The organism is Halomonas salinarum (genome assembly GCF_012062845.1).
Lineage (GTDB): Bacteria > Pseudomonadota > Gammaproteobacteria > Pseudomonadales > Halomonadaceae > Onishia > Onishia salinarum.
Map to the genome: position 1 here is coordinate 23531 of NZ_WWNB01000026.1, position 11666 is coordinate 35196.

Here is an 11666-nt window from a genome sequence, read left to right on the forward strand (position 1 = left end):
CTGTCTGCCCTAGGAAAGCGGGCGGCGTTGGGAGGACAATGGTGGCGTGCGTCTTACCAAGGTGATCGGATTGTCGCTGACCTTCGATCATCGCGCGGTGAATGGCGCGCCGGCGGCGGCCTTCCTCAATACGTTGTGCGAGCGTATTGAGGCGCTGGTACCGGGCGCCTTCGATGCCGAACTCGCCGACCGAGCGAAGGAGCCCAGCGAATCATGAACATGCCACTGGCCATGACCGAAACGACCTTTCCGGGTCTACGTCGGATGAGCGTGGAGGAAGGTCTGCGCGCCGAGCAGTCGTTGCTTGAAGAGGTCTGCGAAGGGGAGAGCGATAAGCTGGCACTGGCCTGGCAGCCCAGCGATCGAGCCTTGGTGATGCCGCGCCGCCATGAGCGTCTGGCGGGCTTCCCCGACGCCCGGGACCGGCTCGAGGAGGCGGGCTGGCCGATCCAGTTTCGCGGTTCAGGCGGTACCCCGGTGCCCCAGAGCCCGGGGGTGGTCAATCTGGCGCTGGCCGTGCGCTGTCGGGTCGGGGGCTCGGCGGCGCACCTGGAATGGGGCTATCACCGCCTCGGTGATCCCTGGTGTGGCTGGCTCGCCGAACTCGGTGTGGCCTCTGCCGATCTGGGCCCGGCGCCCGGTGCCTATTGCGACGGGCGCTTCAACGTGCGCATCGGTGGTCGCAAGCTGGTCGGCACCGCCCAGCGCTGGCGGCGGGTGCGGGGGTGTCGCGACATGGCGCTGCTGGTCCATGGCGCCATGCAGGTCGACGGCAGCCCCGAGACGCTGGTCGCCGTGGTCAACGCTTTCCAGGACGCCATCGACGACCCCCAGCGCTTCCAGGCGGTGAGCCATATCGCCCTGCGCGATGTCCTGCCCGATCTGGATCTCGAGGGCGCGATCCCTGGGCTGCTGAAGCGACTCGCCGCTGGCAACGATCTTGCGCCGGTCTGAGGCGCCGCCGCCATGACGCTCGGTACTTATATTGAAGGCAGAGCAATAGGCCGTGCGTGGTCGCCACACAGTCGCTGTCATCTCGCCATACGTGACCCTGATAACCACCCTTGGCATAAATGCCCCGGTTTTGCCTCATCCCCGTCTCAAGTTTTCGACTCGGCGGCGCGACGCTGGTAGCAGGACCAGTCTGCCGCCGGACTGTGACAGGGGCGTGTGTGCCCGGCGCGACTCGTCGGGAGGCATCAGCGGGCCTCATGGCGTCCCTTGCGGCCAAGGGGGCGCGGGCGCACCCAGAGCCAGCTGAGGGCGACGAGGCCGCCGAACAACGTGTAGACGATGACGAACGCCCAAGCGGGCGCCTGATAGAACAGCAGCTGGTGCAGCCAGTAGGCAACGAAGGAGCCCGAATACACGACATCTCCCGCCCTTTCGCGTAGCGCCATCTCCCACACGGTGAGCGGGCAGAGGGCGCCCAGCCAGGCTTGCAGCACCACGAAACCGATGGCTACCAGGTGCGCGAGGCGGAACCAGGGATTGCGCACCCACTGCCAGCCGAGGGGCTTGCCGGCCAGCGTCAACGCGAGTCCCAGGATCACGAACACCACGAAGGCTGCGTGGACCACCAGGATGGCATCCGCCGCCAGGGAGTAGAACAGACGAGGATTCATAAGGCCCCTCGAGGCAAGATGATGCGGCCGCCGCCTCCAACTAGTCTGTGCGATCCCGTCATCTGCGGCGGGCTTCAGGGTTGGACATCGAAGGCCGGACAGAAGATCCTCCTGGCCTCCGCAGATCGCGATATTCGGTCGGCAGGTCGAATTGCAGTACCTGAGCGCCATTGAAGGCGGTAATGCCGAGTTCGTTCAGAAGGGATATCGGTATGATCTTGAAGAGATTCGGATCGGCCCAGCCGTTCGAGTCATCCCGGACCGTGGGCGCATTGTGCCCGAGGTACGGGGCAAGCAGGACGAAGGCAGCGGCCAGGTCGCGATGCGTCACACCGGCAAAGCGTACGGCCAGCCCGCCGCCCGATGAATGGCCTCCCAGGACCACCCTGATCACATCGTCGTTGGTCTCTTTAACGTGCAGGATGAGATCGGCAAGGTCATCTTCCAACTGGTCAATAGAGTTGATATCACCGCGCGGCGGATGTTCGGCGTCCATGGCATCAGGCTACGTCCTGTCCATCAGCTTCTCCACGCTGATCGGGAGATCCCGCAGGCGCTTGCCGGTGGCATGGTAGACGGCGTTGGAGATGGCTGCCGCGATCCCGGTCAGGCCGATCTCGCCGATGCCGCGGGCGCCGAACTCGTTGAAGCGGTAGTCGGGATAGTCGAGCAGCTCGACGTCGATCTCGGGCATGTCGGCATGCACCGGGATGCGGTAGTCGGAGACGTTGGCGTTGATCAGCCGGGCGTCCCGCGGATCGTAGTCGAGTCCCTCGAGCAGCGCCATGCCGATGCCCATCACGATTGCTCCCTCCACCTGGTTGCGCGCGGCGACGGGGTTGATGGCCCGGCCGACATCGATGCTGCTGACCACCCGGGCCACCCGTAGCCGGGAGATGCCCGGGTCCCAGCGCACCTCGACGAAATGTGCGCCGAAGGAGCGGAAACTGTATTCCTGGCGCTCGTCCGCCGGCGCGGCGCTACCCTCGCCGGTGACGTCGGAGAGGCGGTGGCGCGCGAGGATCTCGGCGAAGCCGGCCTGCCGGCTGTCTCCCTGCAGGGTGCCCGCCGCGACGTCCAGGGCGGCGGGGTCGAGGCCTTCGAAGCTGCCCCCCGGGCCGGTGGCGACCTCCTTGAGGGCCGCCAGGGCGTCGCGTACCGCGGCGGCGACGGCCGGCAGCGTGGAGGCGGTGGTCATCGACCCGCCAGAGAGGGGGCCGGCGGGGAGGCCGGTCTCGCCCAGCCGGACCTCGACGCGAGCGACCGGCACGCCGGTGAGCTCGGCCACCGTCTGGGCGACGATGGTGTAGGTGCCAGTGCCGATGTCCTGGGTGCCGCAGGCCACGAATACCCCATCGGCGCGCAGTGTCACCCGGGCCGCACAGGGCTGGCGCCCGGCGAACCAGGTGGCCGCGGCCATGCCCTGGCCGATGATCTCGTCGCCGTCGCGCATGTTGCCGATGCCCGGGTCCCGCGAGGCCCAGCCGAACCGCTCGGCCGTGCTTTCCAGGCAGCGATCGAGGTGCTTGCTCGACCACGGCAGGCCGCGCTGCGGGTCCTGGTGCGCGTAGTTCTTCAGGCGCAGGGCCAGCGGGTCCATGTCGAGGGCCACGGCCAGCTCGTCGATGGCGCTCTCCAGCGCGAACAGGCCGGACGCCTCGCCCGGGGCGCGCATCGGACAGGGAGAGCCGTGATGCACCGGCAGGATACGCTGGTGGGTCGCGACGCTGTCGCAGGCATAGGCGACGGGCGTGGCGCCGCCGCAGGCATCGACATAGCGGTCGATGGTGGAGGTCTCGGTGAGGCTGTCATGCTGGATCGAGGCCAGGCTGCCGTCGAGTTCGGCGCCGAGGCGGATGCGTTGGCGCGAGGCGGGGCGGTGGCCGGTGGTCATCATGTCCTGCTGGCGGGGCAGCACCGTCTTGACCGGACGACCGAGTAGCCGCGCGGCCGCGGCGGTGGCCACGGCGTGGGGCCACATGAATAGCTTGTTGCCGAAGCCCGAGCCGATGTAGTGCGAGATCACCTCGACCTGCTCGGGCGGCAGGTCGAAGATGTGCGCCAGGGCGTTGCGCTGGTAGAAGACGCCCTGGGTGGATTCGTGGACGATCAGGCGCTGGTCCGCCTCGCGCCACTCGGCCAGGGTGGCGTGCGGTTCCAGTTGCAAATGGCTCTCGGCGGCCATGGTATAGGTCGCATCGAGGATCACCGGGGCGATGCCGAAGGCGAGCTCGGGTTCGCCGCGCGTGTACTGGCCGACCTCTTCGCCCTCGTCGTCGCTGGCCGCCAGGCCGGTCATGGCCCCCGCGTTCCGGTGGTAGCGGGCCTCCACCCGGAAGGCCGCAGCACGGGCCTGCGCGAGGGTCTCCGCCACCACCAGGGCGATGTACTGGCCGTGATAATGGATCCGGTCGTCCTCGAAGGGCAGCCGAACCTCGCTGACCGCATTGCCCTGGCGCATGCTGTTGGGGGAGCGGTGCAGGTCGGGGAAGTGGCCGTGGTGGAGGATGTCCACGACGCCGGGCATGGCGCGGGCGGCGTCGAGCTCAAGGGCTTCGAGCGTGCCATGGGCGATGCTCGCCGGCACCGGATAGCCGTAGAGCATGCCCTCGAGGCGATGGTCGACGGTATAGTCGGCGCGGCCGGTCAGCTTGTCCTCGCCGTCGACACGCGGCGTGCGCCGGCCGACGACGTGATGCTCGGGAATGGCGCTCATGCGTCGTCCTCCCTGGCGCGCCGGGCGGCGTCGCGCAGTGCCCGCACGATGGCCTGGCGTGCCAGCGGGATCTTGAAGGCGTTGTGGGTGAGCGGCCGGGCATCGGCCAGGGCGAGGTCCGCCGCCGCCTCGAAGGCGGCGGTATCGGCCCGCTTGCCCGCCAGCAGCGCCTCGGCCTCGCGGCAACGCCAGGGCTTGGTGGCCACGCCGCCCAGTGCCAGGCGCGCCTCGCCGATCAGGTCCTCGTCCAGCGACAGCATGGCCCCGGCGGAGGCCAGGGCGAACTCGAAGGAGGCGCGGTCGCGCAGCTTGACGTAGGCCGTGCCCAGCGGCATGAGCGGCGGCGCCAGGGTGACGGCGACGATCAGCTCGTCGTCGAGGTCGTGTTCGAGATGGGGCGTGGTGCCGGGCAGGCGGTGGAAGTCGGCGACATCGATCTCGCGCTCGCCGTTTGGGCCGTGCAGGGTGAGGGTGGCGCCGATGGCGGCCAGGGCCACGCACATGTCGGAGGGATGCACCGCCACGCACTCGCTGCTGGCGCCGAGTACGGCGTGCATGCGGTTGACGCCGTCCAAGGCGTCGCAGCCGCTGCCCGGCTCACGCTTGTTGCAGGCCGCCGCGGCGTCGCGGAAGTAGGGACAGCGGGTGCGTTGCATCAGGTTGCCGCCGGTGGTGGCCATGTTGCGCACCTGGGTCGAGGCGCCGGCCAGGATCGCCTGGGACAGCAGGGGGTGATCGGCGAGCACGTCCGGGTGGTAGGCGAGGTCGGTGTTGGTCACCAGGGCGCCGATGCGCAGGCGGTCATCGGGCAGGCGTTCGACGGTCGTCAGCGGCAGGGGGGTGATGTCGATGACCCGGGACGGGCGCATGACGTCGAGCTTGACCAGGTCGAGCAGGGTGGTGCCGCCGGCGACGAAGGCGCTTACCAGCTCGGCCTGCCGGTGCTCCACCGCGCGGGCGACGCTATTGGCCCGGGCGAAGGCGAAGGTTCTCATGCGTCGTCCCCTCCCTCCTGCCCGTGCCGGCGCAGGCGGACGTCCTGGATCGCCGCGAGGATGTTCTGGTAGGCGCCACAGCGGCAGAGGTTGCCGCTCATCGCCTCGCGGACTGTAACGATATCGCCGGGGACTCGAGGATCCTCGAGCAGCGCCACGGCGGACATGATCTGCCCCGGGCTGCAATAGCCGCACTGGAAGGCGTCATGGTCGAGGAAGGCCTGCTGCACAGGATGCAGCTGGCCCGCCTCGGCTAGCCCCTCGATAGTGGTGATGGCCTGGCCCTCGCACATCACGGCCAGGCGCAGGCAGGCATTCATCGCCCGGCCATCGACATGCACCGTGCAGGCCCCGCACTGGCCGTGATCGCAGCCCTTCTTGGTGCCGGTCAGGCCCAGCTGTTCGCGCAGCACGTCGAGCAGGATGGCGTTGGGGGAGACCTCGGCGGTGACCGGGACACCATTCACCGTCAGGTGGACGGACACGGCCGCCTCGGGAGAATACTCGATCGTTTCCATCATGCCGGCTCCTTCTCGGGTATCGGCACGTCGCGTCCCTGGACGACGCTGGCGAACCTTGCCGCCGGGCAAGGCGAATGTCTTTCAAACTAGGTGAGGTTGTCGGCAGGGACAAGCCCGACTGTCAGGCGCCTTTCCGCCAACCGTTGCTCCAAGGGCTGCCGTTACGGCATCCGGGCAAGCACGAAGCGATTCAGCGGTTCCCGACAGCTGGTTGGCGATCTGCCTGGAGCAGGGGGCAGCTCACACTGTTGTTATTACCCGGTTGCGGCCATGATCTTTCGATTGATACAAGGCTAGGTCGATACGCTTCAGCAAGGTTTCGGGCGTATCGCTATTGCCGGGCGAGGTAGCAACCCCCAGGCTGATGTGTCACCGCTATGCTCCCCGGAATAGCCGGAATAGCCGGAATAGCCGGGGGCGAGTACCTGGGCCCGGTGGGTCGCTCATGGACCGGGCGTGACACCCTCGCTGTTGGCAAGCGGCCGGAAGGTGTCGTCGAACACCGCGTCCAGGTCGAAGGTGGAGTGTTGGCCGATGGCCTCGAAGTGCTCGGCGAGCCAGCGGTCGGCCCAGCCGCGGCCCTGGATATAGAGCCGGTGGATGAAGTCCCATTCGGCGTTGAGCTTGCTCGAGGCGCTGAGTTTCTCGACCTCTTGCTCGGCATGGATCAGGTGCAGGCGCATGGAGCGGTACTCTTCCACTTCCATGCCGGTCGTGTCGATCAGTTGCTGCAGCAACTGGATACTGCGCAGCTCCTTGATCAAGCTCGAGTTGAAGGTGATCTCGTTGATGCGATTGATGATGTCCCGGGCGCTCTCGGGTAGTTGGCGGCGTACCAGTGGGTTGACCTGAACCACGACCAGGTCGCGACAGGCCTGGTCGTCGACCAGTGGGAATAGCGCGGGGTTGCCACTGTAGCCGCCATCCCAGTAGGCCTCGCCGTCGATCTCCACGGCGGGAAACATAAAGGGTAGGCAGGCCGAGGCCATGACGGTATCCACGCTCAGCTGAGGCTGGCGGAAAACTGTGGCGCGCCCGGTACGCACGTTGGTGGCGGTGACGAACACTTTCGCCTTTTGGCAGGCGTTCACCCTCTCGAAGTCGACCAGGTTAGAGACCAGGTCACGCAGGGGGTTGATGCCCAGGGGGTTGAGTTTTGCAGGCGCGACCAGTTGTGTGAGGCTCTCGAAGAACAGGTAGCTCGGGGAGTTGTCGAGGTTATCGTTGCCCATCAGCTGGTCCCAGGCAGTGCGCTGAATCGGTGAGAATCGCGCCGCATCGCTGACTCCCTTCCAGAAGGTATGGAGCGCTTCCCGGGCGCCTTCGCGGCCACCCCTGTGCAGTCCATCGGCGAGTACCACGGCATTCATGGCACCGGCGCTGGTACCGCTGACCCCGACGATCTCCAGTCGACTCTCTTCCAGCAGGCGGTCGAGTACCCCCCAGGTCAGGGCGCCGTGTGAGCCGCCGCCCTGAAGTGCCAAGTCGATACATTTCTTGTCGTCCGTTGCCATGCTGTCTCCTTGAGCCCTGAATGCAGAGGCCTGAATACTGCGATGCAGTCTAGGCTTCCTGATCTTTGCTGTCTGCCCCAGGAAAGCGGGCGGCGTTAGGACGACACGGGGCCTCGCTGACCTAGGTCTCCCAAGACTGTGGCCATGTGATCCCCTAGGGTAGGTTGCTTAGCAGTGGTGCGTTGAGCTGATACCTGCAGGCAACAACACAGGTGGTCCCTGCTCAGAACGAACCGACCAGCGTCCCCACTATGATGAGTACGATCAAGGCGATGATCGGCCCGATCACGGCCACCGCGGCGATGTCGAGGTAGGCCTGACGGTGGGTCAGTCCGCAGATGGAGAGCAACGTGATCACCGCGCCGTTGTGAGGCAGTGCGTCCAGCCCGCCGGTGGCCACTGCCGTAACCCGGTGAAGAAGGTCCGGTGAAATGCCCGCTGCCTGGCCCATGGCCAGGTAGGTGTCGCCGAGGGTCGCCAGCGCAATACTCATGCCGCCGGAGGCCGAACCGGTCATGCCGGCCAGCAGATTCACCGCGATACCCAGCGATATGAGGGGGTTATCGCCGCCGGCGGTCGTGACCCAGGCGCTGATGACGTCGAATGCCGTGAGCGAGGCGATCACGGAACCGAAGCCGACCAGGCTTGCCGTGTTGAAGATCGGCAGCAACGAGGCGTTGGCACCGCTGTCCAGCGAGGCGGTCAGGTGCTGCAGTCGCCGCCAGTTCAGTACGACCAGCACGATAATGGAAAGCACCAGGGCGGCAATCACTGACCATACACCGCGCACCGACTCGATGTTGGTAGCTCCATAGAGGGGATCTGACAGGTAGCCCGTGTCCATGGCCGGGATGATGAGCGCAGTGAACAGCAGGTTCAGCGTGATCACCAGCACGATAGGCAGCAATGCCAGGGGCAGCGATGGCAGCCCGCAGCGTGGCAGAGGTGCAACCTCATCCAGGTCGAACCCTTCGCCGGCGGTGCGCTCGCGCAGGTGATCGTGAGGCGTGGGCTCGCTTTCCTGTCCCCCGCCATAACCTTCCCCTGCTGCTCGGGCCTGCCTGGCACGATAGGTCAACCAGCCCTGGCCCAGGCCCAGCATGATCAGCCCGGTCATGATGCCGAGCCCCGGCGCGGCGAAGGGCGAAGTGCCGAAGAAGGGCATGGGAATGGCGTTCTGGATCGCCGGGGTGCCGGGCAAGGCCGTCATGGTGAAGGTGAAGGCGCCCAGCGCAATGGTGCCGGGGATCAGTCGCTTGGGCAGGTCGGCCTTGCGAAAGAGTGCCTCGGCAATGGGGAATACGGCGAAGGCGACCACGAACAGCGACACGCCGCCGTAAGTCATCACCGCGCAGGAAAGCACCACGGCCAAGATGGCCCGGCTTTCGCCCAAGCGTGAGACGATGGCGCTGGCCAGTACCTCGGCGCTGCCGGAGTCCTCCATCAGTTTGCCGAATATCGCCCCGAGCAGGAATAACGGGAAGTAACTGACGATGAAGTTACCCGCAGACTCCATGAAGACCTGGGTGTAGCTCGCCAGTAGCGGGGTATCCACGGAAACCAGCGCGACCAGGGCTGCCAACGCGGGGGCCAGGATCAATAGACTCAGGCCGCGGTAGGCCAGATACATCAGTAGGGCAAGGGCTGTGACGACAGCGAGGATGCCCGTCATACCTTTATTTCCTCGTTCAGCGTGTCGAAACAGCGCCAAAAAACCATGACTTCGCTTGAACGGTTGCTTTGGCTGCCGTGTGCAGTGGGGTGGTGTGCTTCTCCGTGCATGCCATCTCCTGCGTCCATCATGTTGCGATGCATTATAGGCGCTCCGGGGTGGCATTCCCTCGCCTGGGCCATTCCAGGTGGAGGGACTGACTAACGCGCAGCCGGATTTATCTATCGGGTTCCTGATGATCACTGTGCTGTCAAGCGAGAGCAATAGGCTATCATCGTTGACTGTCTGGCTTCCGCGACATTTGGGCTAGGTGGCATGAAACTTATACACTGGTTGCATTCGTTCTTTACCATCATTTTCCTGAGCCATCGGGAAGGAGCCTTGCATGAAATTGACCATCCTCGCACTGACCGTCATTGCTGGCACCCTGACACTCGCCGGTTGCAGCTATCAGCCTGCCCGTATCAATCCGGAGCCCATTATCGAGATCGGCGACGGCGAGCATCACGGCGGACATGGCGGTGGCGGCTTCTGTCCTCCGGGTCAGGCCAAGAAGGGCAACTGCTGATGTAAAAGAACGCTGTCGCTTTTTTGAGTCAGCCGTTTCCTCATTTCTTGCGGGAAGCCCTTCGACGCTGGCAGTAAACTGACGAATTATAGAACGCTGTTTGGTTACGTCGGGAGCTCTTGCCGCAGGTTCGAGCGAATGCTCGAACCTGGACGCGAGACGCCCGTCGACTACCGAACTCACTAGGGGATGTGTCTCGTCCTCGGGCTTCTCCATAGGTTCTTGTCATGAAACGCATTGTCGCTTGTCTGGTGGTCGGTACGCTGGTGCTCAGTGGCTGCAGCTACAAACCTGCGCGATTCGAGACCCGTCCTTTGATAGAGGTCGAGGGGGGAAACGGGCACCGTAATCATGATCATCATGAGGATGACCACCATGATGATCGCCGCTACCAGAATCGCCACCATGATGGTCGCCACTATGATGGCCGTTACCATGAGCAGCATCGGCGCCATGATCACGACCGTTACCGCGATAATGACCATCGGGGTGGTTTTTGTCCGCCAGGACTGGCGATGAAAGGACGTTGCTGACACCATACTTGGTGTCGCGGTCAGGCTGGCGTAGGCTTATAGCGATCCGTTGATCCTGGAAGACAGCCCGCGCTATGTCTTTTCTCAGCCTGAAAACCTGCACATTGATAGAGCAACCGGTTGCCCACGAGCACGGCTTCCATCAGCTGATTCTGGCCACCTCGGGCGTCACTGAGCTGAGCATTGAAGGCCTTGGCGAGCGGGTTACCCGCGAGCGTGGCTGCCTGATACCTTCCTCCTATCACCACGAATACCTGGGTGACGGTTGCAACCGGACGCTGGTTCTCGACGTTCCCCTCGAGCACTTACCAAAAATCGCGTAAAGCATCGCCCAATCGGGCGGTGATACAAGCGCGCACCGCGTAGCGGTGCTCACTTGATACTACCTTCGCAGGCTGATAATTTATACAGTATGACAAAGCGTGCCTACAAAGAGCGGTTCTATCCCACTTCCGAGCAGGCAGCGCTCTTGGCGCAGTCGTTCGGATGTGCCCGTTTTGTCTGGAATAACACGCTGGCTTATCGGTCTGAGGCGTATCAGCAGCACGGCGAGTCAGTCTCGCATTCCGCATCGGAAAAGCGCCTGGTCGCGCTCAAGGCCGAGTATCCCTGGTTGAAGGACGTGTCCAGCGTCATTTTGCAGCAAACCCTGCGTGACCAGAAAGCCGCCTTCGACAACTTCTTTAATCCCAAACTCAAAGCGCGGTACCCGCGCTTCAAACGCAAAGATGGACAGCAGTCCATCCGGTTGACCAAGGCCGCGTTTCGTTATCGGGATGGCGAGATCACCATCGCCAAGTCGAAATCCCCACTCCCGATCCGCTGGAGCCGCCCGCTACCCAGTGCCCCGTCCAGCATCACGATTTCACGCGACCGCACTGGCCGCTATTTCATCAGTTGCCTGTGTGACTTTGCTCCGGAGGCGCTGCCGATCACACCGAAAACAGTGGGTATCGACCTCGGATTAACCGACCTATTCATCACCAGCGAGGGCATGAAGTCAGGCAATCCGCGTCACCTGAAGCACTACGAGGTGAAGCTGGCCTATCTGCAACGCCGGTTGGCGAAAAAGCAGAGAGGGTCGGCCAATCGCGCCATGCTGCGGCGTAAAGTGGCACGGCTACACGCCAAGATCGCCGACTGTCGCCGCGATGCCCTCCATAAAGCGACCCGCACACTGATAAACGAAAACCAAGTGCTGTGTGTCGAGTCGCTGAACATCGCGGGCATGGTCAAGAACCCTCATCTATCCAAGGCCATCAGCGATGCAGGCTGGGGTGAGTTTGTCCGCCAGCTCACCTATAAAGCTGAATGGGCGGGACGCCAGGTGGTAAAGGTGAGCCAGTGGTTTCCCAGCAGCAAGCTGTGCCACGGCTGCGGACACAGGGGCGAAAAGGGCTCTTCGTCGTTGGGTGTGGAATTCGCCCCCTGATCTGGGCCAGGATATGACCTCCACTTGAACAGGAGGCATGGCATGGACGGCACCCAGATTCTGACCCTCGGCCTGGGCCTGGAAGCGCCC

At 64.5% G+C, this 11666-nt stretch carries 12 protein-coding genes and 2 pseudogenes; 6 read left to right on the forward strand and 8 right to left on the reverse strand.

What is annotated here, in order from left to right:
* Positions 1 to 37: 37 nt before the first annotated feature.
* Positions 38 to 217, forward strand: a pseudogene (locus HF027_RS14505) (2-oxo acid dehydrogenase subunit E2); the annotation flags it as partial.
* Entirely contained in the window at positions 214 to 954 is a 741-nt protein-coding gene (locus HF027_RS14510) for a lipoate--protein ligase family protein (RefSeq protein ID WP_168016866.1), read from the forward strand. The pseudogene HF027_RS14505 and the gene HF027_RS14510, both read left to right, overlap by 4 nt.
* 245 nt (positions 955 to 1199) lie before the next feature.
* Here the strand turns inward: HF027_RS14510 and HF027_RS14515 are convergent, their stop codons facing one another.
* The 8 genes from HF027_RS14515 to HF027_RS14550 all read right to left on the reverse strand — a co-directional run bounded on the left by HF027_RS14515 (position 1200) and on the right by HF027_RS14550 (position 9043).
* A complete protein-coding gene (locus tag HF027_RS14515; RefSeq protein WP_168016868.1) occupies positions 1200 to 1625 on the reverse strand; it encodes a DUF2784 domain-containing protein in 426 nt (141 codons plus the stop codon).
* Positions 1626 to 1683: 58 nt separating this feature from the next.
* The gene (locus HF027_RS14520; protein ID WP_168016870.1) at positions 1684 to 2121 is read right to left on the reverse strand and encodes an alpha/beta fold hydrolase; all 438 of its coding nucleotides are present in this window, start codon (positions 2119 to 2121) and stop codon (positions 1684 to 1686) included.
* Between the two features lie 9 nt (positions 2122 to 2130).
* On the reverse strand, positions 2131 to 4341 hold the full coding sequence (locus HF027_RS14525) for a xanthine dehydrogenase family protein molybdopterin-binding subunit (protein WP_168016871.1): 2211 nt from the start codon (positions 4339 to 4341) through the stop codon (positions 2131 to 2133).
* The gene (locus HF027_RS14530) at positions 4338 to 5336 is read right to left on the reverse strand and encodes an FAD binding domain-containing protein (protein ID WP_168016872.1); all 999 of its coding nucleotides are present in this window, start codon (positions 5334 to 5336) and stop codon (positions 4338 to 4340) included. Before HF027_RS14530 ends, HF027_RS14525 begins: the two co-directional genes overlap by 4 nt.
* Positions 5333 to 5857, reverse strand: a complete 525-nt coding sequence (locus tag HF027_RS14535) for a (2Fe-2S)-binding protein (RefSeq protein WP_168016873.1) — start codon at positions 5855 to 5857, stop codon at positions 5333 to 5335. The genes HF027_RS14530 and HF027_RS14535 overlap by 4 nt, the downstream gene beginning before the upstream one ends.
* Before the next feature lie 240 nt (positions 5858 to 6097).
* A complete protein-coding gene (locus tag HF027_RS15895; RefSeq protein ID WP_168016884.1) occupies positions 6098 to 6223 on the reverse strand; it encodes a diguanylate cyclase domain-containing protein in 126 nt (41 codons plus the stop codon).
* Between the two features lie 77 nt (positions 6224 to 6300).
* Positions 6301 to 7371 (reverse strand): patatin-like phospholipase family protein, encoded by a 1071-nt coding sequence (locus tag HF027_RS14545; RefSeq protein WP_168016874.1) that lies wholly within the window; start codon positions 7369 to 7371, stop codon positions 6301 to 6303.
* Positions 7372 to 7594: 223 nt separating this feature from the next.
* Positions 7595 to 9043, reverse strand: a complete 1449-nt coding sequence (locus HF027_RS14550) for a GntP family permease (RefSeq protein WP_168016875.1) — start codon at positions 9041 to 9043, stop codon at positions 7595 to 7597.
* A gap of 385 nt (positions 9044 to 9428) precedes the next feature.
* Here HF027_RS14550 and HF027_RS14555 point away from each other — a divergent pair, with 385 nt between their 5' ends.
* The 4 genes and pseudogenes from HF027_RS14555 (at position 9429) to HF027_RS14570 (ending at position 11576) form a co-directional block, all read left to right on the forward strand.
* Positions 9429 to 9611, forward strand: a complete 183-nt coding sequence (locus tag HF027_RS14555) for a hypothetical protein (protein ID WP_168016876.1) — start codon at positions 9429 to 9431, stop codon at positions 9609 to 9611.
* A gap of 375 nt (positions 9612 to 9986) precedes the next feature.
* Positions 9987 to 10130 carry a hypothetical protein gene (locus HF027_RS14560; protein ID WP_168016877.1) on the forward strand — a complete coding sequence of 48 codons (144 nt, stop codon included), beginning with the start codon at positions 9987 to 9989 and terminating at the stop codon, positions 10128 to 10130.
* Positions 10131 to 10218: 88 nt separating this feature from the next.
* Positions 10219 to 10455: pseudogene (locus tag HF027_RS14565) on the forward strand (cupin domain-containing protein); the annotation flags it as partial.
* 101 nt (positions 10456 to 10556) lie between these two features.
* Entirely contained in the window at positions 10557 to 11576 is a 1020-nt protein-coding gene (locus HF027_RS14570) for an RNA-guided endonuclease InsQ/TnpB family protein (protein ID WP_245184869.1), read from the forward strand.
* Positions 11577 to 11666: the final 90 nt, after the last annotated feature.

Excerpts from the sequence above, each read along its gene's own strand:
- HF027_RS14510 (WP_168016866.1), top strand. The coding sequence starts at position 214 with ATGAACATGCCACTGGCCATGACCGAAACGACCTTTCCGGGTCTACGT.
- HF027_RS14515 (WP_168016868.1), bottom strand. The coding sequence starts at position 1,625 with ATGAATCCTCGTCTGTTCTACTCCCTGGCGGCGGATGCCATCCTGGTG.
- HF027_RS14520 (WP_168016870.1), bottom strand. The coding sequence starts at position 2,121 with ATGGACGCCGAACATCCGCCGCGCGGTGATATCAACTCTATTGACCAG.
- HF027_RS14525 (WP_168016871.1), bottom strand. The coding sequence starts at position 4,341 with ATGAGCGCCATTCCCGAGCATCACGTCGTCGGCCGGCGCACGCCGCGT.
- HF027_RS14530 (WP_168016872.1), bottom strand. The coding sequence starts at position 5,336 with ATGAGAACCTTCGCCTTCGCCCGGGCCAATAGCGTCGCCCGCGCGGTG.
- HF027_RS14535 (WP_168016873.1), bottom strand. The coding sequence starts at position 5,857 with ATGATGGAAACGATCGAGTATTCTCCCGAGGCGGCCGTGTCCGTCCAC.
- HF027_RS14545 (WP_168016874.1), bottom strand. The coding sequence starts at position 7,371 with ATGGCAACGGACGACAAGAAATGTATCGACTTGGCACTTCAGGGCGGC.
- HF027_RS14550 (WP_168016875.1), bottom strand. The coding sequence starts at position 9,043 with ATGACGGGCATCCTCGCTGTCGTCACAGCCCTTGCCCTACTGATGTAT.
- HF027_RS14555 (WP_168016876.1), top strand. The coding sequence starts at position 9,429 with ATGAAATTGACCATCCTCGCACTGACCGTCATTGCTGGCACCCTGACA.
- HF027_RS14560 (WP_168016877.1), top strand. The coding sequence starts at position 9,987 with ATGATGATCGCCGCTACCAGAATCGCCACCATGATGGTCGCCACTATG.
- HF027_RS14570 (WP_245184869.1), top strand. The coding sequence starts at position 10,557 with ATGACAAAGCGTGCCTACAAAGAGCGGTTCTATCCCACTTCCGAGCAG.